The sequence below is a fragment of the Chloroflexota bacterium genome (assembly GCA_016219275.1).
Lineage (GTDB): Bacteria > Chloroflexota > Anaerolineae > UBA4142 > UBA4142 > JACRBM01.
Window position 1 is genome coordinate 15,084 of sequence record JACRBM010000094.1, and the last position, 22,800, is coordinate 37,883.

17 protein-coding genes are annotated in these 22,800 nt (G+C 58.3%); 13 read left to right on the forward strand and 4 right to left on the reverse strand.

Going from position 1 to position 22,800, the window contains the following annotated elements:
• The first annotated feature begins 71 nt into the window (after window positions 1-71).
• A complete protein-coding gene (locus HY868_24875) occupies window positions 72-431 on the forward strand; it encodes a VOC family protein (GenBank protein MBI5305387.1) in 360 nt (119 codons plus the stop codon).
• A 67-nt stretch (window positions 432-498) separates the two neighbouring features.
• On the opposite strand, the gene HY868_24880 is transcribed toward HY868_24875, so the two are convergent.
• The 4 genes from HY868_24880 to HY868_24895 all read right to left on the reverse strand — a co-directional run bounded on the left by HY868_24880 (window position 499) and on the right by HY868_24895 (window position 4,188).
• The gene (locus HY868_24880) at window positions 499-903 is read right to left on the reverse strand and encodes a VOC family protein (GenBank protein ID MBI5305388.1); all 405 of its coding nucleotides are present in this window, start codon (window positions 901-903) and stop codon (window positions 499-501) included.
• A gap of 101 nt (window positions 904-1,004) precedes the next feature.
• Complete coding sequence (locus HY868_24885; protein MBI5305389.1) at window positions 1,005-2,552, reverse strand: PD40 domain-containing protein; 1,548 nt, start codon at window positions 2,550-2,552, stop codon at window positions 1,005-1,007.
• Between the two features lie 17 nt (window positions 2,553-2,569).
• A complete protein-coding gene (locus HY868_24890; protein ID MBI5305390.1) occupies window positions 2,570-3,466 on the reverse strand; it encodes a HAMP domain-containing histidine kinase in 897 nt (298 codons plus the stop codon).
• Entirely contained in the window at window positions 3,463-4,188 is a 726-nt protein-coding gene (locus HY868_24895; protein MBI5305391.1) for a response regulator transcription factor, read from the reverse strand. Before HY868_24895 ends, HY868_24890 begins: the two co-directional genes overlap by 4 nt.
• A 269-nt stretch (window positions 4,189-4,457) precedes the next feature.
• Between HY868_24895 and HY868_24900 the strand changes: the two genes are divergently transcribed.
• The 12 genes from HY868_24900 to HY868_24955 all read left to right on the forward strand — a co-directional run bounded on the left by HY868_24900 (window position 4,458) and on the right by HY868_24955 (window position 22,709).
• Complete coding sequence (locus HY868_24900) at window positions 4,458-5,450, forward strand: flippase-like domain-containing protein (GenBank protein MBI5305392.1); 993 nt, start codon at window positions 4,458-4,460, stop codon at window positions 5,448-5,450.
• Window positions 5,451-5,615: 165 nt separating this feature from the next.
• Entirely contained in the window at window positions 5,616-6,587 is a 972-nt protein-coding gene (locus tag HY868_24905) for a GDP-mannose 4,6-dehydratase (GenBank protein MBI5305393.1), read from the forward strand.
• A 13-nt stretch (window positions 6,588-6,600) separates the two neighbouring features.
• A complete protein-coding gene (locus tag HY868_24910; protein ID MBI5305394.1) occupies window positions 6,601-6,930 on the forward strand; it encodes a hypothetical protein in 330 nt (109 codons plus the stop codon).
• 78 nt (window positions 6,931-7,008) lie between these two features.
• The gene (locus HY868_24915) at window positions 7,009-8,151 is read left to right on the forward strand and encodes a glycosyltransferase family 4 protein (GenBank protein MBI5305395.1); all 1,143 of its coding nucleotides are present in this window, start codon (window positions 7,009-7,011) and stop codon (window positions 8,149-8,151) included.
• A 1-nt stretch (window position 8,152) separates the two neighbouring features.
• Entirely contained in the window at window positions 8,153-10,225 is a 2,073-nt protein-coding gene (locus HY868_24920; protein MBI5305396.1) for a glycosyltransferase family 39 protein, read from the forward strand.
• Between the two features lie 4 nt (window positions 10,226-10,229).
• A complete protein-coding gene (locus tag HY868_24925) occupies window positions 10,230-10,964 on the forward strand; it encodes a class I SAM-dependent methyltransferase (GenBank protein MBI5305397.1) in 735 nt (244 codons plus the stop codon).
• Between the two features lie 98 nt (window positions 10,965-11,062).
• A complete protein-coding gene (locus tag HY868_24930; protein ID MBI5305398.1) occupies window positions 11,063-15,661 on the forward strand; it encodes a glycosyltransferase family 39 protein in 4,599 nt (1,532 codons plus the stop codon).
• A complete protein-coding gene (locus HY868_24935) occupies window positions 15,627-16,505 on the forward strand; it encodes a hypothetical protein (protein MBI5305399.1) in 879 nt (292 codons plus the stop codon). The genes HY868_24930 and HY868_24935 overlap by 35 nt, the downstream gene beginning before the upstream one ends.
• Window positions 16,490-18,145, forward strand: a complete 1,656-nt coding sequence (locus HY868_24940) for a right-handed parallel beta-helix repeat-containing protein (protein ID MBI5305400.1) — start codon at window positions 16,490-16,492, stop codon at window positions 18,143-18,145. Before HY868_24935 ends, HY868_24940 begins: the two co-directional genes overlap by 16 nt.
• 10 nt (window positions 18,146-18,155) lie before the next feature.
• Complete coding sequence (locus HY868_24945; protein MBI5305401.1) at window positions 18,156-20,675, forward strand: hypothetical protein; 2,520 nt, start codon at window positions 18,156-18,158, stop codon at window positions 20,673-20,675.
• Window positions 20,653-22,452, forward strand: coding sequence for a hypothetical protein (locus HY868_24950; GenBank protein MBI5305402.1), 1,800 nt, complete (start codon window positions 20,653-20,655; stop codon window positions 22,450-22,452). Before HY868_24945 ends, HY868_24950 begins: the two co-directional genes overlap by 23 nt.
• 20 nt (window positions 22,453-22,472) lie before the next feature.
• Complete coding sequence (locus HY868_24955) at window positions 22,473-22,709, forward strand: DUF433 domain-containing protein (GenBank protein ID MBI5305403.1); 237 nt, start codon at window positions 22,473-22,475, stop codon at window positions 22,707-22,709.
• Window positions 22,710-22,800: the final 91 nt, after the last annotated feature.

The window sequence follows — 22,800 nt, forward strand, 5'->3', positions numbered from 1 at the left end:
TGACATTGCCAAAATAGTCAATCGGACGCGCGTCAATCAAAAAAACTGTCTCAAATCGAAGGAGGATTCAAATGCCCGCAAGCCCGATCGTGCACGTTGAAAGTCCGGCAAAAGATTATGTCGCCGCGGACAAATTTTACGCCGATGTCTTCGGTTGGAAAATTGAGGTGCAATCGCAATTTAACTATCACATGTTCGCGATAGAGGGGGGACCCGGCGGCGGCTTTGTTGAAGCGGACGGGAAGGACAACCGAGTGGGTGAGGTCTTGATCTACCTTGGCGTCCCAGACATTGTTGCCGCGCTCAAGAAAGTGGAATCCGCTGGCGGTAAAACGGTGACTGGCAAAACGGAAATCCCAGGTAACGGTTGGTTTGCCTTTTTCACCGATCCAACCGGCAACCGCATTGGGTTGTACGAGAGGATACCCTAACTTTGCATTGCTGGAAGTGTTGATGTCGCCAGAATCCAGGTTTCCCCAAAGGGGAGAAACCTGGATTCTATTTTCGTTGGGCGTGATGCGAGTGCGCCGTCGGGTCGGCTTGATGAATTCCTAGGATGTTCCCCTCGGTGTCTTTGGCATACGCGTTCCAGCCGACGCCGGGAATCGTTTGTTTGGGTAAGACGATGATGCCGCCGTTCGCGACAATCTTTTCGATGTACGCGTCGAGCGATGGCACATCAATCGTGCAAACGTAGGCAATGACCGCTTGCCCATCAATCGCGCCTTGACGTTGCAACAGCCCGCCGTTGATGCCAGGCACATTGTCTGGTCCGGTGACGACCAGCCAGTAATCTACCGGACCTTCCCACTTGTTGAACTGCCAGCCGAAGACGTTCGAATAAAACGCGATGGCACGCGCTGGATTGTCGGCGTGAATTTCGAAATGGATCACGCGGGGCATTCAAACCTCCTTCCAATTGTGCCAATATTCTAAACGAACAAACGTTCGCCGTCAAGAGATTTTTGAAAATTTTGTATTACAGTTTGGAAATAGTTTACGACTCAGCGCGCCGCGCCGCGCCACCAATCGAACAACGCGCCCCAGTCCACATGTCCGTAGAATCCAAACGGGTCGGGTGCGGGAGTCAACTCATCAATCATAAGTTGGGTCACGTTGTTGTTCACAGTGATGAGCCACAACGATGCGCGCCCTTGTCGGTCCAAGCGCGCGAACAAAATGTAATTGCCATCCGCAGACCAAAGCGGGCGTTCGTCACGATAACTCGCATTGTTTGTCACGCGCTGGGGTTCGCGTTCGCCGAACGCGTTCGCAATCCAGATGCGGCGCTGCATCAATTCTTGGAGCGTATCGTCGCCGATGCTGAGGTTGAGTCGTTGCGGCATCGCGACAAACGCGATCTGCGCGCCGCTCGGCGACCATTGCGGCGCAATCGCCGCGATGCCCGGGGGCGTGAGTGTTTTGGTCGTCTCGACGCGTTTGTTTGCCCAGGTGCCCGCGCCCAGCCCGCTCGCCACCGCGACGAGATTACGCGAACCGGCGTTCGATCGTGCCGGGGCGGGCGCGACAAAATCGGCATACGCGAGCGACGCGTCCGCCAAACGCGCGGGCGTCGCCGAATTTTGGTCGGCGCGCGTGGCGAACAGTGGCACGCCGTCGCTGACGAGCGTCGCGCGCGTCTCACCGTGCCAAAAGAAAATGGATTGATTATCCGGCATCCAACCGCCGAGAATCGCGTCGCCGCGCCGCGCGGGATCGCTCACGTATACCTGGGTGCGTTGCGTTGGATTGATGGTGACGAGCCAGATTCCCGCCGCCGCCGAATCGGATTGCAACCATTCGTACGCGATACGCGTCGCATCGGGACTCCACGCGATTTTGCCCACGCGCCCAAAAGTCGGTTCGTCGGAATGCAGCGCAACCAATGTCGTCAACGTCGCGCTATCCGGGTCGAACAGGCGCAAGCCGACGCCTTCACTCACAAACGCGAGTTGATCGCCCAGCGGCGACCACGCGAACGCGTCCACTGTCAAACCCTGGTTCAGCACGCGGGTGCGATTACCCAAAGTCTCCGCGACCCATAATTGTTTCTGCAAAGTTGTAGCCAAGTCGCGGCAGTTCTCTTGACGCATACTGGGAATTTCGCAGGGCGCAAAACGCGGCGTGAGCACCTGGCGCTCTTTGCGAAATGCAACCCAGTCGCCGGAGGACGACCAGCGCGGCTCGCTGTTGCGTCCGTCCGTGGTAACGCGTTCGAGTTTGGCGTCGCGCAGTGACTTGATCCAAATATCGCCGCCTTGCACGAAAGCGACTTTGCCGAGATTGGGAATCGCGGCGACCGGCGTGGTCAGCGCGGCGACGCGCGTCGCGAGGATTGCGTTTTCCGCGCGCAACGCGGTGAGCGTCGCGGTCGCGGCGTGATCGGGCGCGGGCGTTTGCTCGATGCCAACTTGAAGCGTACCACGGCACGCGAGCAACGTGATCAAAAAAAACGCGATCAGCGGAAGCAGAAATCGTTTTGCCATTACAGTGATTGTACGCGATGTACTTGTCGCGCGTATCGCGCGGTCGTCGCGATTCGGTTGCAGCATGTTACGTTTTCGTCACATTACCGCGCAACCGGCAGGCGCACGGTGACGACCGTGCCTTGCCCAAGGCGACTGCGAATGTTCAGCGTGCCGCTGTGGCGATGGACAATCGCGCGGACGATGGCGAGTCCCAGCCCGCTGCCGGCAACACCTTTCGCGGTCGCGCCGCGATACAATTCTTCTTCGAGGTGGGGCAGTTCATCTTCGCTGATGCCGGGTCCGGTGTCGGCGACCTCGATGGCGACGAATGCGCCGTCCTCAAACGCGCGCACTTCGATTTTGTCTTGCGGACGACTGAACTTGATCGCGTTTTCGACGAGGTTGTGGAACGCAATGAGCAACAAATCGCGATCACCCGCAATGTGCGAGAGGGGCCAAGGCGTTTGAAAGAGGTTGAGCGTGAGGACGCGGTTCGTGCGGGACGCGTCATCTTGTTCGAGCGCGATCAATTCGGAAAGCAAGTCCGCCAAATTCACCGGCTCTTGTTCGAGCGGGTGGGTCTCGATGTCCGCCAGTTTACGCAGATCCCCGCTCAAGCGCGCTAAACGATCAACTTGTCCGTGGATCGTTTGCAGCGCGGGATGGTCTTCGCGCCCGTTGAGGTTGGCGAGACCGGCGCGAATCGCGGTCAGCGGATTTTTGATTTCGTGATCGAGACGGCGCATAAATCGGCGATGCGCTTCGGCTTGCGATGCTTCGACCGCGTGTACCGCGCGTGTGGTGCGGCGAGTCAGTGCGCGACGCCCCAGGATGACCAGCGCGATGATTACACTTGCGCCGAGTCCGGCGGCAAGAACGAGCGTGCCCAGGTCGGCGCGCACGTACACGACCGGATTGGCGAACCAGCCGGATTGCCACGCGAGCGCGAACGCGAGCGCAGACAATGCCGGGGCGAGCGCCCACGCGGACTTGCTCATCCGCCAACCTCGACCACGCCGACAAAGCGGTAGCCCTGACCGATCGCAGTTTCGATGTACCGCGGCGTCTCTGCGTCATCGTCGAGCGCGCGGCGCAATTCCGCGATGCGTGTATCCACCGCGCGCGTCGCCGCCGGATAATCCCAGCCCCACACCGCGTCGAGCAAACGTTCGCGGCTAAGTACCTCGTCGGGATGGAGCATCAAGTATTCGAGCGTCGAGATGGCTTTCGCAGTGAGCATTACTTCTTGTCCCGCGATCAACGCGCGGCGCGTTTGCCGGTCGAGCGCCAGGACGCCGCAGCGCAAGATGCGCGCGCCGGCGAGCGAAGGCGCGCCCGTGCGCGCGCGGCGCAATACCGCGCGGATCCGCGCGACGAGTTCGTACGGCTCGAACGGTTTGTTGAGGTAATCGTCTGCGCCTTCGTCGAGCGCGAGCGCGCGTTCGGTCGGCGAGCCGACCTGAGTCAACAGAATCACCGGCGTGGGGTTGCCCTCTTGGCGCAAGCGGCGCAAGACTTGACGACCGTCGAGGCGCGGCATCAACACATCGAGCACGATCAAATCGGCGCGGAAATCAGCCAGCGCGCGCAATGCCTTTTCGCCGTCCTCCGCGACGCGCACGCAAAACCCGGCGCGTTCGAGAAACGGCGCAAGGTTCGCGGTGATGGCTTGCTCGTCGTCCGCGAGCAAAATTCGCCAGGTCGTTTTCTTGTCGCTCATCGCAATCTCTTTCGATTTGGTATGGCTAGTTTCCAACCTGCCCGACATTATACTCGATTTCTCGAAAATGCAATCGGACAAATCGAAAAACGAAAATCCAAAACCCTGTGCAAAGGTTGAACGGCAATCATATTTGATTTACCGTCAAAACATTCGCAGGTTGAGTGTTCCAAAATTTTGACGCACATCCCCGAAACGCCGGGTTGTTTGCCAATCCGCGTACTTGATGATAAAATAGCCGCGTTACGATTGACACCGATTGGAGACCCATGCTCAAGTCACCGCGCTTTTGGATTGGCATTCTCATCAGTTTAATTTGTCTCTACTTTGCGTTTCAGGGAATCAAGTTCGATCAATTACTCGACGCGCTCGTCGGGATCAATTACTTTTGGATCGTCGTCGCCTCACTGGTGTTTCTGGTCAGTTTCGCGATGCGCGTTTTGCGTTGGCAGATTTTATTTTCGCCGTTGCGTCTCCGCACGGTCAATGTCTTTCACGCGCTAAACGTGGGCTACTTGTTGAGCAATATTCTGCCGGCGCGCTTGGGCGATGTGGCGCGCGCGTACTTGATCGGCGAACTGGAAGACGTCAGCAAAGCGCGCGCGCTCTCAACCGTCGTCGTCGAACGACTGAGCGATGGGCTGACTGTTGTGTTGTTGCTATCGGTGACCGCGTTGTTCGTCCCGAACATTCCGGAACAAGCGCAACAGGGCGCGGTGGCGACAGCCATCGCCGGGATTGCGGGGATTACATTTCTTTTGGTCTTGTCGTTCAACAAAGAACGCGGGCTGAGTTTGTTGCATCGTCTTGTTGCTCCCATCAAACCGCTGCAGCATCCCAAGTTGTGGGAAATTCTCGAGTCCTTGATTGATGGTTTTGCAGTTCTGCGTTCGCCCAAAGCGGTGCTGGGTGTGGGTGTGTTCGCGGTGCTGGCGTGGGTGCTCGGCGGACTGACCTTTTGGATCACCTCGCTCGCGACGAACTCGAACATTCCGGTGACTGCCGCGTTCTTGGTGATGACGGCGACTTCGCTAATGGTCGTCATCCCATCGTCCCCTGGGTATGTAGGTGTGTTTCATGCCGGCGCGGTATTCCTCCTGACAACCGTGTTCAAGGTGGATCAGACCATCGCGCTGTCTTATGCGATAGTCATCCATGCTTTGATGTACATCTGGATCATTATTCTCGGTGCGTTTTCGATGTGGCGCGAAGGCATTTCGATGAGTTCACTGCAAAAGATGCAAGTGCCTGAAACCAAGTGACGTCCTTGCCATCCTTGCGAAGGTTGCGAAAGCGACGGTTATTAATTCAACGCACCGTTCGAACCTTCGCAAGGTTGAGCGGCAACGAAACCAAAGCGTAACGGAGATTCGACGTTGGGCAAGATTCTCATCACCGGCGGGTGCGGCTTTATCGGCAGCAATTTGATGGATCGTTTGTTGACGCGCGGTGAGCACGCGGTCGCGTTCGACAATCTCTCGCGGCGCGGCGCGCTCAAGAACGAAGCATGGTTGCGCGACAAGCACGGCGCAAAATTCGAATTGATTCGCGGCGACATCCGCGACGCCCGCGTGCTCGCCGATGCGGCGCGCGATGCCGACATTATTTTTCATCTCGCCGCGCAGGTTGCGGTGACGACCTCGGTTGCCGACCCGCGCGAAGATTTCGAGATCAACGCGTTCGGCACGTTCAACGCGCTCGAAGCCGCGCGTGCGTCGGGACGCAATCCGATTTTCATTTTCGCGTCCACGAACAAGGTGTACGGCGGCATGGACGATGTAACCGTCGTCGAACGCGCGACGCGGTACGCGTTTCGCGATTTGCCGAATGGCGTGACCGAGCATCAGCCGCTCGATTTCCACTCGCCCTACGGGTGCAGCAAAGGCGCGGCAGATCAATACGTGCGCGATTATCACCGCATTTACGGATTACGCACGGTCGTGTTTCGTCAGTCCGCGATTTACGGCACGCGACAATTCGGCGTCGAAGACCAGGGCTGGCTCGCGTGGTTTGTCATCGCGGCGGTGCTGGGAAAGCCGATCACGATTTTCGGCGATGGCAAGCAAGTGCGCGATATGCTCTACGTGGACGATTTGCTCGATGCGTACGACGCGGCGGTCGCGCGAATTGATCGCGTTGCCGGGCAGGTCTACAACATGGGCGGCGGCGCGGGCAACACGATTTCGGTGTGGACGGAATTTTGCCCGATGCTCGAAAAATTACTTGGCAAGCCAATCCCGGTTGGGCGCGGCGATTGGCGACCCGGCGATCAACGCGTGTGTGTGTACGATTGCTCTCAAGCCGCGCGCGAATTGGATTGGCGCGCGCACGTACCGGTCGAAGTTGGCGTCGCCCGGTTGTACGCGTGGGTGAAAGAGAACGCCGCATTGTTTGATTAAGGCGGAGAAAGCCATGTCAGCCGTGGCAGTAAAAAGCGCTCTGTTGAACGTCGCAAAAAAATTCGGCGATGTAGATACCGTGATTGCCGACGCGTTACGCCGTTACGCGATTGATCGGTGCGTCGAGCGGATCGAATCCGCGCGCGCGAGAATCCGTGGCTATGAAAAAAAATACGGCGTCGAGTACGCGGTGTTCGCACGCCAAGTTCAAACCGACGCGAAATTTCTGCGCCGCGTCGAAACGAAAAATTCCTTGTGGGAAGAAGATGCGCTCGAATGGAAATATCGTTTGGACGAGGTCGAAGAGTGGACGGCGACGCTCGAAAACATTTTGAAGCGGTAATCCCAAAAAAGTTGAGCCGACCTAAGAAATGGATGTAGCGCGATTTCTAAATTATCTTGAAACCTTTGTGGATATTGGATGAAGATTCTCATTGCTCTGACGTATTATCGTCCTCATATTAGTGGTTTGACCATCTATGTCGAGCGGTTAGCCAGTGCGCTGGCTCGACAAGGGCATCAGGTTACAGTTCTCACCTCGCGTTTCGATCAGTCGCTTGCGCCGCGCGAAACCGTGGACGGCGTGACGGTGATTCGCCATCCGGTCGCGTTTAAACTGAGCAAAGGCGCGATCATGCCCGGCTTTTTGTCGCACGCGTTCGCGTTGATGTTACAGCATGATGTCGTGAGCGTGCACCTGCCCCAAGCCGAAGGTGGACCGCTCGCGTTGCTGGGACGCGTGGCGCGCAAGCCGGTCGTGTTGACCTACCATTGCGATTTGCAATTGCCGCCCGGCGTCGTCAATCGCGTGGTGGATCGGATGGTGTTCACGTCGAACGTGATGGCAGGCATGTTCGCGCGGCGCATCGTCGCGTACACCAAAGATTACGCGGTCAATTCGCCGCTGCTCTCGCGGTTTATGAGTAAGATCGCAGTGATCTATCCGCCGGTCGAAATGCCGCCGCCCGACCCGCGCGCGGTCGCCGTACTCAAACAGCGTTATCACGCCGAGAGCAATTGCGTCGTCGGGTTTGCCGCGCGCTTTGCCGCCGAAAAAGGAATTGACTATCTCATCGAAGCGATTCCGCTCGTCGCGGAAAAATGTTCGTCGGTAAAGTTTTTGCTCGCGGGCGAAACGCTCAAAGTGATCGGCGAAAATGTCTGGGAACGTCTACAACCGCAGATCGAACACAATCGCCAGTACATCGAAATCCTGGGTGCGATTCCCAATCGCGAGATGGGAAATTTTTTCGGCGCGTGCGATGTGCTGACCATTCCCAGTATCAACTCGACCGAGTCGTTTGGGTTGGTCCAAGTCGAAGCGATGTTGAGCGGCTGTCCGGTGGTCGCGTCGAATTTGCCCGGCGTGCGCGAACCGGTGCGCGTGACGGGAATGGGCGAAATCGTCCCGATCATGGACGCGCGCGCGCTGGCGGACGCGCTGGTCCAGGTCATCGCAAACAAGGCGCGTTACGTGCGACCGCGCGCGGAGATCGAAGCGATCTTTTCGCTTGAGACGACGGTCGCGGCGTACGAAAAATTATTTAGCGAATTGATTCGGTAGCATGGTAGAGTCCACCTCGAAACAACCGCCGCGCGTATCCGCGTGGCTCGCGCTGTTCGCGCTCGGCGCGTTGGCGCTGGCGATTCTTGCCCAGTTCGGCTACACCGTTCTTCACAACGGTTTTGCCGCGCTCGCGCTGTTTGCCGCCGCGTTGGGCTTGTGGCTCGTCGTGTTGTGGACCGATCGCGACCCTGCCAGTCCGCGTGTCACCGCGCGCGCGTTCGCCGCGCCGGCGCGCCGGCGCGTGAACATGACCTTCGCGGCGAGCGCCGTCGTGCTCGCGCTCATCACCTTTTTGCTTTCGGGTGATAACGAATTTACGCCGGACAATGTGCTCGCGTGGGGGTTGAGCATCGCGCTGTTTCTCTACGCGTTTTGGGAACCGGAAAAATCGTTGACGGAATGGCGGGATGCAATCGCGCAGACATGGCAGAACGCGCGCGCGCGTTTTTCCGCCGGCGTGTTTCTTTCCTGGCAGACGCTCGCGCTCGGCGCGATTTTGCTCGTTGCCGCGTGCTCGATGTTCTATCGGCTCGGCGAGACGCCGAGCGAAATGACGAGCGATCACGCGGAAAAAATTCTGGGTGTTGGCGAAATTTTGAACGGCGCGCGTCCGATCTTTCTGACGATCGGTCCGGGACGCGAGCCGATCCTCGCGTACCTCACCGCCGCGTACGTATCCTTGACCGACAAACCGCTCGACTTTGCCGCGCTCAAATGGGGCACCGCGCTGGGCGGCATCCTCGTCGTGTTCGTCACGTTTCTCCTCGCGCGCGAATTGTTCGACGACCGCGTCGCGCTGATTGCCGCCGCGCTCACGGCGATGAGCAAGTGGTTGATGATCGTCGCGCACATCGGCTTTCGTTCGACGTTCACGCCGCTGTTCACCGCGCTGACCGCGTTGTTTCTTTTGCGCGCGCTCAAGTTTCAAAAACGCAACGATTTCTTGATCGCGGGCGTGTGTCTCGGCGCGGGGTTGTACAGTTACAACGCGTTCCGACTCGCGCCGGTGATGGTCGCGTTCTTTTTCGTGTGGTGGCTCGCGGTCGAGCGCAACGTGCGCGTCACCGAGTGGCGACGGTACGCGACGAATGTAGCGGTGTTGGTCGCGCTGGCGATCATCGTGTTCATGCCGCTCGGTCGCTACATGAGCGATCATCCCGAAGCGTCCTGGTATCGGGTGTTGACGCGCATGGGCACGACGGAACGGTCGTTTGAGGAGAATCCGTTCGTCATTTTCGCGGACAATGTCAAGAACGTCGTGCTGATGTTCAACGTGACCGGCGATGTCGCCTGGCCCAACAATCTGCCGAACGATCCCGCGCTCGACATCGTGACAGGCGGAATTTTCGCGCTCGGCGTGTTCACCGCGTTCTACCGCATCGCGCGGCAGCGCGAAATGATGTACGCGCATGTGCTCATCGCGTTGTTCGTGATGCTGATGCCGTCCGCGTTGAGCATCGCGTTCCCGGTCGAAAATCCCGGCAACATTCGCGCGCTGGGCGCATTGCCGTTCGTGATGATCATTGCTGCCGCGCCGCTCGCGCTGTTGTGGCGTCGGTTGGGCGATGCGCCCGGCGCGTTCGCACGTTGGCAAGCCGTCGGTGTGCTCGCGATTATTTTGCTAGTGATCTTGTTCGCGAACTATCGGCGCTATTTCGTGCAATACGACGCCAGTTATCGTTCGTCGGCGGGGAACGCGTCCGAAGTCGCGGCGACGGTGCGTGCGTTTGCGAACAGCGTCGGCGATACGCAACACGCCTGGATCATGCTGTATCCGCATTGGATTGACACGCGTAGCGTCGCGATCGCGCTGGGTGAAATGGACTGGCAGGATCACACTTTGCCCGATGCGAACGCGGCGCAAATGCGGATGACTGATGACGCGAACAAGTTATTTATTTTGAACACGAACGACCACGCAAACCTGACGCGCCTGAGCGAGATTTATCCGGACGCGCAGGTGCGCGTCTATCGCTCGCAAACACCGAACCGCGATTTTTTGTTGGTGTTTGTGCCAGGCGCGAATGCCTCGTCGGATTGGTTGGGCAGTCTCAAGCAGGTGCAACGGTGATGCGATGACGACGCCTTCCTCTGCGTTCGACGAATCGTATCAATACTTTCAGCAAGTTGGGCGCGCGGGCAAGTACAGCGTGCCGTGGTGGTCGGCGAATTTTTACGCGCGGATAGTGCGCCGCTACGCGCCGCCGACGACTCCTGCGCGTCGCGTACTCGAAATCGGTTGCGGGCTGGGCTGGGTGCTGCAAAATCTCGAACGCGAGTACGCAACATTCGGGATGGATATTTCCGCGTACGCGATTGAGGTCGCACAAAAGAACTCGCCGCGTTCCCAGTTACGTGTCGGCGATGATGCGATTCTGCGCGAGTATCCCGACGCGCAGTTCGACGCGGTCGTCTCCAAGCACGTGTTCGAGCACATCGCCGACCCAGCCGAAATTTTGCGTCAGTGCGCGCGCGTGCTCAAGCCCAGCGGCGTGTTGATTTTCGGTACGCCAAACACGGAATCGCCGCTCAAAAAATTAAAGGGCGCGCAGTGGATCGGCATCAAAGACCCGACGCACATTTCGGTGCTTGCGCCAAGCGAGTGGCAACGCTTGACGCGCGACGCGGGCTTGAATGTTTTGCGCGCGTTTTCGGATGGGTTGTGGGACGTGCCGTACCTGCCGATCATTCCGCCGTTGTTGCAATTACCGATCTTTGGCATCCCCGCGGCGCTCCAAGTGTTGATTGGTATTCCGTTCATCCCAGTCCGCTGGGGTGAAAGTTTGATTGTGATCGCGAAAAAATCCTGAATAAGAGAGCAGGGGAGCAGGGAGTGCGCGGGAGCAAGGGAGAAAAAATCTCCCCTGCTCCCCTGCGCCGCTGCACCCGATGGTCTGTCTGAGAAACAATGTCGCTTGAATTAGAAAACACCCAAACCGAATCCAAACAAAGTACATGGCGCGACGCGGCAGTTACATTCGCGCTCATCGCGATTTTGATCCTCGGCGCAACGGTGCGGCTCGTCGGCGTGAACTGGGATGAAGATCAACACTTGCATCCCGACGAACGCTTTTTGACGATGGTCGAATCGGCGTTGCAAATTCCGGGAACGAATCTCCCATTCCCACCGCCGCCGAATTGTAGTAAGTGGGGCGGCTACTTTGACACCAAGTGTTCGCCGCTGAATCCGGCGAATTGGAACTTTGGGTTTTTCGTCTACGGCACGTTCCCGATCTTTCTCACGCGCGTCGCCGCCGGCGGACTCGAAGCGACCGGGTACGGTGAGGTGCATCTGGTCGGGCGCATCCTCTCCGCGCTGTTCGATCTCTCGACCGTACTGATTATTTTCTTCATCGGGCGACGATTGTACGATACGCGCGTCGCGTTGCTTGGCGCGTTCTTCCTCGCGCTCGCCGCGTTGGATATTCAACAATCGCATTTCTTCACGGTGGACACGTTCACGAATGTGCCGATCCTGCTCGCGTTCTGGTTTGCGATGGATATGGCGGACGGGCGTGGTATCCGCGCCTTTGTCCTCGCGGGCGTGATGTTCGGGCTGGCGCTCGCAGGGCGCATCAACATCGCGCCGTTTGCGGCGGTGCTCGTTGCGGCGGCAGTGCTGGGCGCGTGGAAGCAGACGAGGGGCGGGGAACACGTGACGAGTGGCGAGATTGACGTGCCACCGGAGTCTTATCACACAACACGCATTACGCAATATCTTTCACCCAGGATTCTCGCGGTCACGTTTGGCAGTCTGATCGCGCTCGGTCTGGCGACGATCATTGTCTTTCGTATCTTTCAACCGTACGCCGCGAACGGCGCGTACTTTTTGTCGCCGCGTTTGCCAGAGTTTGATTTGCGCGGTGGTGCGGTCGGCATCGGGTTGGAATCTATTTTGTGGTGGGCGGGCGGCGCGAACGACAAGTTCATTGACAACATGCTTTCGATCAACGGGTTCATCACCGGCGCGGTAGATTTTCCGCCGAACCATCAATGGACGAATCGTCCCGCGTACATTTTTCCGCTTGAAAATATGATCGAGTGGGGGCTGGGTTTGCCGCTCGGCATCGCGGCGTGGCTGGGATTCGCGCTCGCGGCGTATCGCCTGGTCTTCAAGCGCGAATGGAAACACTTGTTGATCGTGTTATGGATCGGCGTCACGTTTGTGATTACCGGCGCGCAGTTCGCGAAAACGATCCGCTACTTTTTGCCGCTGTATCCGTTCCTTGCTTTGCTCGGCGGCTATCTCCTCGTCGAACTTTGGGATTACGCGTCACGCCTCACGCCTCACGCCTCACGCCTCACGCAATACGCAATACGCATTCCCGTCGCGCTAATCGCGCTCTTTGTCATCGCCGGCACGCTCTTTTACGGCGTCGCGTTCACGACGATCTACACGCGCCCGGTCACGCGCGTGGACGCCTCGCGTTGGATGCTCGACAACATTGCGCCCGGCATGGTGATCGGCAATGAACACTGGGACGATCCGTTGCCGTTGCGGATTGATGGCAAAGACCCATTCGGCGGTTATTATCGCGGCATCGAGTTGCACTGGTACGACGAGGACACGCCGGACAAACGCGCGCAAGCGATTAGCTGGCTCGACCAAGCGGAATATCTCGTGCTCTCGTCCAATCGGCTCTACGCGTCCATACCGCGTTTACCGATGCGTTATCCGATGACGACGCTGTACTACAAGTCGTTGTTCGATGGCACACTCGGTTTCGATCTCGTCAAGACGTTCACCTCGCGTCCGCAACTGTTCGGCATCGAGTTCAATGACGACGACGCGGAAGAGTCGTTCACGGTTTACGATCACCCCAAGGTGTTGATCTTCAAAAAATCGTCGCGCTATTCGCACGAGAACACGACCGCGCTCTTTAACCGTGTTGATCTGAGCGAAGTGTATCGCTTTTTACCGCGCGAAGCCGCGCAAGCGCCGACTGGTCTACTGCTCAAGCCGGCGGATCGCGAGGCGCAAGCGGCGGGTGGCACGTGGCGCGACATTTTCAACCCCGATGATTTCATCAACCGCGTGCTCGTCCTGGGTTGGCTCGTGATGATCGAATTGCTCGGCTGGTTGACATTTCCGCTCGCGTTCGTCGTATTCCGTGCGCTCGCCGATCGCGGCTACATTTTTGCGAAAGCACTCGGCATCCTCCTGCCGGCATGGGGCGCGTGGTTTCTTGCGAGTTATCACGTCTTGCCGTTCAGCCGCGCGAGCATTCTCGCGATGATCGCGCTGTTGCTCGCCGTCAACGCGTTGATCGTGTGGCGATGCGGGCGGGACCTGCGCGCGTTCTTCAAATCGAATCGCTTCGTTTTGTTCGTCGAGGAATTACTCTTCCTGGTTTTCTTCGGCGCGTTCTTGCTGATTCGTTTCGGCAATCCCGATCTGTGGCATCCCAATTTCGGCGGCGAAAAGCCAATGGATTTCGCGCTGCTCAACGCGATCAACAAGTCAACCTGGTTTCCGCCGTACGATCCCTGGTTCGCCGGCGGCTATCTCAACTATTATTATTTTGGACAACTCATCACCGCGACCTTATTGCGTTTGTCCGGCATCGTCCCCGAAGTCGGCTACAATCTTGCATTGCCGATGTACTTTGCGCTGTTGGCGATGGGCGCGTTTAGCGTCGCGTTCAATCTCGTGAAGCGAGGAGTTCCCTCATTTCCCTTATTTCCATCAGTTCCTTCCGCGCCAGCGGGAAATGAAGGAAATGATGGAAATTACGGGAGTTTGTTGATTGGCTTGCTCGGCGCGATTTTTGTCGCGGTGATCGGGAACCTGGCGCAAATTATTCTGGTGATTCAAAATTTTGCGCGCGTTGGCGGAGCAGAGCCGAACGACGCGCCGATGGAAATCCTGGCAAGCGCGTTAGCTGGTATTTCGCGCGTGGTGATTGAGCGCGTCCCGTTCGAGGTGACGACGCATCACTGGTACTGGAACGCGTCGCGCGTGATTCCGGACACGATCAACGAGTTCCCGTTCTTTTCGTTCGTCTACGCCGATTTGCACGCGCACTTGATGGCATTACCGTTCACGCTCCTCGCGATTGGACTCGCCGCGAATTTCGTGTTGCGTTCGCGCGAGGACGCGCTCGGCGTGGCGCTCGATGTGCTCGAAGTGATCGTCGCCGGTCTCGCGCTGGGCGCGTTGCGCGCGATCAACTTTGCCGACTTTCCAACGTACGCGCTCTTATTCGCCGCGGCGATCGCGATTGGCGAGTACGCGCGGCGACAACGCATTGATCTCGCGGGCATTATCGCGACCGGTTGGCGCATTGGTGGCATCGTCGTGTTAGCGACCGCGTTGTTCCAGCCATTCGTCAGTCAATTCGCCACCGCGTACCTCGCGGTCGAACCCTGGAAAGGCGCGCGCACGACGCTCGGCGAATACTTGGTCGTGCATGGCTTGTTCCTGTTCGTCGTGACAACATTTTTGATTACGCAAGTGTTCGACGATAAACGCGCGCGCGGCAGTTGGCGGTTCGTACGGTTATTGATCGCGCGGCGCGCGAAATTCGAGCGCGCGCTCGCGTTGCACCGGTTGTTCGCCGCGCCGATTCAGACGCGCGATGATTTGACCGGCGTCGGGGTCGGCATCGCGATTGTTTTCGAGCTGATGTTGATTTTGATGCAGTTGTTCGTGTTCGCGTTCGTCTTTCCGCTTGTCGCGCTCGCGGCAGGTCTGTTGCTGCGTCCCGCGCAGCGTCTCGACCCCGTGCGGCGGCTCCTCGCTCTGTTGATTATCGCCGCGCTGATGATGACGTTGATGGTCGAGGTCATCACGTACAAAGGCGACATCGGTCGCATGAACACCGTGTTCAAGTTCTATCTCCAAGTCTGGGTGTTCCTCGCGATTGCGTCCGCCGTCGGCATTGCATTCTTCGCGCGACGCGTGTGGCGTTCCGTGTTCGCGTACGGTTGGTTCGGTGTGTTCGGCGTGTTGCTGTTCGTCGGATTGCTTTATCCGATCACCGCCGCGACCGCCAAAGTGAACGATCGTTTTACGCCTGATGCGCCGCCGGGATTGAACGGCATGGATTACATGAAGACCGCGATCTACCACGACAACAATCGTCCGTTGCCGTTGATGTTCGACCGCGACGCGATATTGTGGATGCGCGAAAACATTCCTGGGTCGCCGGTGGTGCTCGAAGGCAACGCGCCGTTGTATCACTGGGGCTCGCGTGTTTCGATTTACACCGGGTTGCCAACGATCATCGGTTGGGACTGGCATCAAAAGCAACAACGTTCGATTGTGGACGGCGGCGTGATTGATCGGCGCATTGACGCCGCGCGTGCGATCTACAACACGCACGATGCGACCGCCGCACTCGCCGGTCTCGCGCGATTCCGCGCGCAATACATTTACGTCGGCGGGATGGAGCGCGCGTTTTACGATCTGGTTGGGCTTGCCAAGTTCGATGCGATGGTGAAGGCAGGGCAATTGGATCTTGTGTACGAGAATGAGCAAGTCAAGATTTACAAAATCAAGAAGTGACGCGCTCGTCCGCGCGTGCGCGTTCTTGCTCGCGTTGGGCATGTTCGCGTTGTGGTCTACGCGTGTGGCGAGTGCAGATTCACAAGCCGCGTACTCGATCAGACGCTCATCGGACGTGCGCGCGATGAACGCGATCACGTCCACGTTATTTCTGCCGCTCGCCGGCAAGGAAATCGCGCCGGTCGGTTGCTACGTCCCCGGTCAAGTGTACGGTACGGTCGCGATTATTCCACCGCCCACGGATCGTCCCGCTGAAGCACACGCTGACCTGAACCTTGCTCTGCGCGGTTACGTTACGACGACCGCGACCCTGGGTCTCGTTGACCTGGGCGGCGGCTCGGATCCAAATGCGCCGCAACTCTACAATTTGTTCCAGGATACGCGCACGCCGACGTTTACGGTCGCATATCGCGTGTACGATTGGAACTGGACATGCAACTGTCGCGGCGCGCCGCTAACCGATTGGAATGTGACGCTCGCCGGGATGGCGACATTGCCGAACGAAATTATTCGCGTGCCTGGGTCGGGTTACGACATCGGGCGCATGCCGGGCGGATACGAAGTGATGGTGTTGTACGCCGCGTCGAATCGCGTGACGTTGAAATACACGCGCGAGGATAATGTTGTGTCGGGATACACCGTTCACATCGAAAACATTTGTGTCGAGCCGACATTGCTGTATTTGTACAACGCGATGAACGCGGCGGGGCGTGCGCAGTTGCCCGCGCTGAACGCCGGTCAAGCGATTGGACGCGCGATGAACAATCAAATCGCCGTCGCGATTCGCGATACCGGACAATTTATGGACCCACGTTCGAGGAAGGATTGGTGGATCGGACGATGATTTTCGATTTTCGATTTCTGATTTTCGATTGGATGCGCGCGCACGCGGCGCGAATTATATTTGGAGTGATGCTGGGCGCGATGCTGGCTTTCGCCATGACGCCGGCGCACGCGCAGACGCCGGCGGCAACGCTGTTGCCGGGGCAACGCGCGCAGTGGCGGTTCGATTACACCGGCGACAATTCCACGATTCGCATCGCGTTCAATTCACCGGGCGCGTATCGCGTGACGATGGAAGTGTTTACGCCGGAACAAATCGCGGCGATGCAACGCGGCGAACAACCCAAGCCAGTGGGACTGGGCACGCCGACGCGTGAGGTCACGCTATTCTGGTCGGGCGCGTTTCGGTCGGGCGGCACGTACAATGTCATCATTGACAATGGCGGCGAGTATCCCATCAACTACCGACTGGAGATCGTGGGACCGGGTGTGAGCGGCGCGGCGCAAATCTTTTCGCAAGCCGCCGCGCCAGCATCGAACACGGTCGAGCAAGCGGGACGGCGCTACGTCACCGCGAATCTTTCTTCGACGACGAATCAAGCTGAGTTGAAATTGCCGGTTCCGCCCGAGCCGGAGAAATGCACGCGCGCGAATCAAATTCCGCCAGTGATTCAATCGTCCATCAAGTTGTGCCCTGGTGAAGTTTATCCGCCGCTCAAGATTGTCGGCAACAACATCGCGCTCTTTGGCGATCCGGCGCGGCAAGCGATTGTCACCGGCAACGCGCGTCAATTCGCGATTACGGCAGAGGGATCGAACATTTGGATTGACGGCATCACGGTGCAAGCGAAAACGGATCCGAAAGACCTGGGTTCGTGGTTGTGCCAGTACGACGAATGCAAGTTCGCCACGCGTCCAACGCCGACGATCATCAACGGCGGACTCGCGTACGGCGGCGGCATTCTGCTCAAGGCGACGAATTCGACCGTGCACAATGTCGTGGTGCGCGGCGGCACGATTGGCATCGCAACCGTGGATGGGTACGCGAACAATATCGTCAACAATCAGTTGAATGACTTGAACGGCTGGGGTTCGTTCAACATCAATAGCAACGCGAGTTATTTCGTCGGCAATCAGTTGGATCGCAACAATCATGGTTGCACGACGCCGGATGGCAACAAGTATCTCAATGGTTGCGAGACGGCGGGCTGGGTCTGCCTTGCCTGCAAGAACAATGTCATCACGCGCAATCGGTGCGAGTTGAGCGGCAACTGTTATTACATGAGCGGCGAACGCAACCTGGGCAGCGGCGACAATAAATTCATCGCGAATTATTGCGCGGGCGCGACCTCGAATTGTTTCGAGATCACATTCTCGTTTGGGAATTTGTTACAGGATAATATCGCGACGGTCGAGCCGAAAGCGAACAAACCGTGCAAGTATCCGTTTTGGATTGGCGGCTCGGTCGTGATGGTGCAGAACAATTTGTGGCAGTGCACGATTGATCCGGACAAGGCGTTCAACGAATCGCGCGATTCGACCGTCGTCGCGACGAACGTCATCAACATTGACGCGTTTGGAATGGTGCAAGTGTCGCCACTCGTCAGCCCGACGCGCGTGCCCACGCGCACACCCGAACCGACCGTCGTGCCGCTCGGCGCGCGGATGCGTCCTGGGTTGCGGTACGAACCGTTGCCGTAGAGGATTTAGAATGTTAAAAGTCTTGTCGTGGTGGTTGCTCGTCGAACTCATCGGTCTTGCCGTGTTGCCAGTCGCGTTCCGATTTTTCCGGAATTTGCCGGATCGCGGCTACGCGTTCATCAAGCCGCTCGGCTTGTTGTTGATCGCGTACCCGTTTTGGTTATTGACCACGTTCGGTTTCCTCACGAACACGCGCGGCGTCATCGCCGTCGTCGCGCTCCTCGTCGCGCTCGCGAGCTGGTTCTTTGTAACGCGACCGCCGAGCGAAAAAGGCGGTCAGCGGTCGGCGGTCGGCGGTCAGTCTTCGCTTGGCGATTGGTTGCGCGCGAACAAGTCCATCGTCATCGCGACCGAACTCGTCTTCACGGTCGCGTTTTTCTCATGGGCAATCGTGCGCGCGTACATGCCGGAAATCACCGCGACTGAAAAACCGATGGAGTTTGCGTTCCTCAACGGCGTCTTGCAAAGCGAAACGTTTCCACCGCGCGATCCCTGGCTCGCGGGATACGCCATCAGCTACTATTATTTCGGCTACATCATCGTCGCGATCTTGACGATGTTGAGCGGCGTCGCGTCAAGCAGCGCGTTCAATCTTGCCATCGCGCTCTTGTTCGCGCTCGCGGCGACCGGCGCGTTCGGACTCGCGTACAATTTGATCCAGGGAAGTTTGGAGATTAGCGACCGGCGGGTACCCCAATCTCCAACCTCCAATCTCCAATCCCTAGTTTCGGCTTTGTTCGCGCCGGTGTTTCTCGTGCTCATCGGTAACCTGCAAGGATTCTTCGAGTCGCTCCACGCGCTCGGCGTTGGCTCGCGCGAATTTTGGATGTGGTTCGATGTGAAAGGGCTGCTCGAAGCGCCGGTGACCGGGACGTTTGCGCCGCAAGATAATTGGTGGTGGTGGCGTTCCTCGCGCGTGATTCACGATGTCGCGCTCGGTCAGACCCAGGAAGTGATTGACGAATTTCCGCAATTCAGTTTTCTGCTCGGCGACATGCACCCGCACGTCCTCGCGTTGCCGTTCGTTCTCCTCGCGCTCGCGGTCGCGTTGAACCTCATTCGGAATTCAAAATTCGGAATTCAAAATTCAAATCCTGGGTTCCGAATTCCGAATTCCGAATTGCGAATTGCGAATTTTGAATTTTTAATTTATCCTTTAATCCTCGGTGGTTTGTTCTTCCTCAACTCCTGGGATATTTTGCCGTACGGATTTATTCTCGTCGCCGCGTTTGCGGTAGCGCGCTATCGCGTCGAGCGCGCGTGGAACAGCGGCGCGATGCGCGACCTCATCGTCTTTATCGTCGCGCTATTTGGCGCAAGCGTGTTGATGTACTTGCCCTTCTACCTGGGTTTTCAATCGCAAGCCGGCGGCATTTTGCCGGTGCTGTTCGTCAAGACGCGCTTGCATCAGTACGTGTTGATGTTCGGCTTGTTCGTGTTCCTGCTCGTGTTCCTGGTGGTCGCGTTGATGCGTGAGCATCGCGGCATCGCGACGCGCGATTGGCTGAATCTCGCCGCGCCATTCCTCGCGGCGCTCGCCGCGTTTCCGCTCGCGATCGCGCTCATCGCGACGACTGTGTTCGCGATCAGCCCGGCGGTGCGCGCGAGTGTGAGCGCGGCGGTGCCGGATGCCGGCGGATTGATCGCGGCGTACTTTGGACCGCTGCGCAACGAGCCATGGTTGTTCATTCTATTTTTGATTCTGCTTCCCGCGCTGGGCGTCTTGTTACGCGTGCGCGTGTTCGGTGGCGCGTCGGACGATCAGCCGGAAACGTTCGCGTTTGACGCGAGCGGCGCGTTCGTGGTGTTGCTCGCGTTGACCGGTTTCCTGCTTACCTTCGGCGTCGAGTTTGCGTACTTGCGCGACCAGTTCGGCACGCGGATGAACACGGTGTTCAAATTCTACTTTCAAGCGTGGACATTATTCGCGATTGCGTCCGCGTATGCGGTGTTCTATCTCGCGCGCGTGTTGAACGGCGTCGCGCGTGTCGCGTGGGTGATCGGCTTGACCGGCTTGATGTTGATGAGCGTCGTGTATCCCGCGTTCGCGATTTCGGATCGCGCCGAAGGATTCAAAAAAGCGCCGACGCTCGACGGACTGGCGTGGATTCGCGCGACGAATCCCGGCGATTACGCGGCGATGGAGTGGCTGAACGCGAACGCGCCGCGCGGCGCGGTGATTGCCGAGGCGGTCGGCGGCGAGTACTCCTACGGCAATCGTATCTCGATGGCGACCGGTCTTGCGACGCCGCTCGGTTGGGCGGGGCACGAATCGCAGTGGCGCGGCAATTCCCAGTTTTTCAAAGACGATGCGCTCGGCATTGACCGCGCGGGCGACCTCGCGCGTTTGTATCAAACGCTGAGTACGGCTGAAACGTTGACTTTGCTTGACAAGTATGCTATAAACTTCGTCGTCGTCGGCGGACAGGAACGCGCTCAGTACGGACTCTCCAAATCACAGATGGATAAATTCGCCAAAGTGATGCAATTGGTGTTTGAAGATGGTGATGTCAGAATCTACGCGCGCTGAGAAAATAGTTTTCAACGTGGAAGCCGCGCTGTACGTTGCACTGTTCGCGCTCGGCTTGTTCGTCCGTCTGCTCGCGCTCGATGGCGCGCCGTTATCGGGCGATGAAGCGCGTCAAGCCCTCGCCGCGTGGAACTGGTTCCGCGGCGCACCCGACACGTTGACCGGCAGTCCGCTTCTCTTTGCGTCGAACGTGTTGTTGTTCGCATTGTTCGGCGCGGGCGAATTGACCGCGCGTTTTATCCCCGCGTTCGTCGGCAGTGCGCTGATCGTGTTACCGGCATTTTTGCGCGAGCCGCTCGGACGCGGCGGCGCGTTGATCGCATCAAGCGTGTTTGCGTTTTCGCCAACGCTCGTCTTTTTCTCGCGCCAAGTGGACGGCGTGATGCTCGCCTCTACGTTCGCGCTTGCCGCGCTCGTGTTTGCGTGGCGCTACCTCAACACGCGCGTCGCGCGCGATTCCCAGGTTGCCGCGGTGTGCGCCGCGCTCGCCTTTCTCTCCGCGCCGGATGCGTGGACGATTGCGCTCGCGTTGGTGTTGTTTACGCTGATGGTACGCGCGGGCTGGGTCGCGCGTTTGGCGCGCGACGACGTGCGTTTTGATCCGGCAGTCACGCGCCAATCAGCGATTCTATTTGCGATCACCTTGGTTGGTGTTGCCACGCTTTTTTTGTTTCATCGTTCGGGAATTGGCGCGGCGTTCAATCTGTTTGGAATCTGGCTCGATGGCTGGATGCCGGGCGGATCGCTATTCGATCCGTTCCGCGCGTTTGTCGTGTACGATCCGCTCGCGTTGTTCTTTGGCGTCGCCGCGCTGATTGATCTCGCGTTCGCGTGGCGCGTTCAATCGCGCGAGCGACCGTTGTTGTTCGCGTTCGGCGCATGGGCGCTCGTCGCGTTCGTCCTGTCCGCGTTCTCCGGCGACAAAAACCCGGCGCATCTCGTCGTGATCGTCGTGCCGTTCGCTTTGCTCGCGAGTTGGTACGTCGGCGCGTGGGCGGAGCGATTGATCGAAGCAATTCGCGTGTCGCCGGGGGCAATCGAATTGTTGTTGACCCAGGAAGCGCCGGTGTTGTTTCTGGCGAGCGCAGTGACCGGCTTTATGTATTTGTTCATCGCCGAGTTTACGTTGCGCGGCTCGCTCAACGCCGCGGATTCCTTGTCCGTTTTGCTGGGTCGGGGAAGCGGCGCAGAGCTGAGCGGAACGTTCGTCGGCGTGATTGCGTTCATTGGAATTCTCAGCGTGACGTTGGTCACGCTCGCGACCGTCGGCGTCGAGCGCGCGAAAAATGTCGGCGTGTTTTTCTTGCTGATCGTGTTGAGTGTGTGGACGATTCGACAGACCGCGCTCGTCAATTTTGTCGGCGCGCCGCACGGCACCGCGCATTTCTTTGGCTTGAATCCGCAAGAGTTGCTGGTGACGCGTGCGACTGCGCCGAACGTGCGCGATCTGGTGCGCGACCTGGAAACCGCATCGCGTTGGCGCGCGAACGATACGCACGCGCTCGTGTTCGCAATTGATGCGTCGCTCAACCCAGCCGTCGCGTGGGAGTTGCGCGATTTTCCGTACGCCTTCATCGCGCCGAACCCATCGGCGGCAGATAGTCAAGCCCTCGTGTTGCCGGCAAACGCGCCGGCGCCGGGCGCGAATTGGATCGCGCAAGCGTACCGCGTGGAAACGACGCGCACACCGCAAGCGAATTTTCTGCGTTGGTTTCTCTTTCGCGATGTCGGCGCGCTCGAGTCGGAGAATGTCGTGTTGTGGATGCCCAGTCCGTAGGGCTAGAGATGGAGTCAGACATGGCAATTTCTTCTAATTTGATTGAGCGCATCACGGTCAATCCTAAACAATGCGGTGGTCGTCCGCGCATTCGCGGAATGCGTATTCGCGTGATTGATGTGCTCGATTTGTTCGCGGCAGGGTTGACGGCAGTGCAGATTCTAGACGAAATGCTGGATTTGGAAATGGCTGATCTGCAAGCCGCGCTGATGTATGCGGTGCGACGATTAGATCACCCGCTTCTGGTTGCCGCATAAAAATTTGATTCGATGCCGATTTGCGCTCTGGCGAAGCATTGATTGAAATCAGTGGTAACTGAGGATCATCATAGTTTGGCAATGTCACATT

What these genes read in the sequence shown, in the direction of transcription:
- HY868_24875 (MBI5305387.1), top strand. Translation starts at nt 72, where the DNA reads ATGCCCGCAAGCCCGATCGTGCACGTTGAAAGTCCGGCAAAAGATTAT.
- HY868_24880 (MBI5305388.1), bottom strand. Translation starts at nt 903, where the DNA reads ATGCCCCGCGTGATCCATTTCGAAATTCACGCCGACAATCCAGCGCGT.
- HY868_24885 (MBI5305389.1), bottom strand. Translation starts at nt 2,552, where the DNA reads ATGCTGCAACCGAATCGCGACGACCGCGCGATACGCGCGACAAGTACA.
- HY868_24890 (MBI5305390.1), bottom strand. Translation starts at nt 3,466, where the DNA reads ATGAGCAAGTCCGCGTGGGCGCTCGCCCCGGCATTGTCTGCGCTCGCG.
- HY868_24895 (MBI5305391.1), bottom strand. Translation starts at nt 4,188, where the DNA reads ATGAGCGACAAGAAAACGACCTGGCGAATTTTGCTCGCGGACGACGAG.
- HY868_24900 (MBI5305392.1), top strand. Translation starts at nt 4,458, where the DNA reads ATGCTCAAGTCACCGCGCTTTTGGATTGGCATTCTCATCAGTTTAATT.
- HY868_24905 (MBI5305393.1), top strand. Translation starts at nt 5,616, where the DNA reads ATGGATCGTTTGTTGACGCGCGGTGAGCACGCGGTCGCGTTCGACAAT.
- HY868_24910 (MBI5305394.1), top strand. Translation starts at nt 6,601, where the DNA reads ATGTCAGCCGTGGCAGTAAAAAGCGCTCTGTTGAACGTCGCAAAAAAA.
- HY868_24915 (MBI5305395.1), top strand. Translation starts at nt 7,009, where the DNA reads ATGAAGATTCTCATTGCTCTGACGTATTATCGTCCTCATATTAGTGGT.
- HY868_24920 (MBI5305396.1), top strand. Translation starts at nt 8,153, where the DNA reads ATGGTAGAGTCCACCTCGAAACAACCGCCGCGCGTATCCGCGTGGCTC.
- HY868_24925 (MBI5305397.1), top strand. Translation starts at nt 10,230, where the DNA reads ATGACGACGCCTTCCTCTGCGTTCGACGAATCGTATCAATACTTTCAG.
- HY868_24930 (MBI5305398.1), top strand. Translation starts at nt 11,063, where the DNA reads ATGTCGCTTGAATTAGAAAACACCCAAACCGAATCCAAACAAAGTACA.
- HY868_24935 (MBI5305399.1), top strand. Translation starts at nt 15,627, where the DNA reads ATGAGCAAGTCAAGATTTACAAAATCAAGAAGTGACGCGCTCGTCCGC.
- HY868_24945 (MBI5305401.1), top strand. Translation starts at nt 18,156, where the DNA reads ATGTTAAAAGTCTTGTCGTGGTGGTTGCTCGTCGAACTCATCGGTCTT.
- HY868_24950 (MBI5305402.1), top strand. Translation starts at nt 20,653, where the DNA reads ATGTCAGAATCTACGCGCGCTGAGAAAATAGTTTTCAACGTGGAAGCC.
- HY868_24955 (MBI5305403.1), top strand. Translation starts at nt 22,473, where the DNA reads ATGGCAATTTCTTCTAATTTGATTGAGCGCATCACGGTCAATCCTAAA.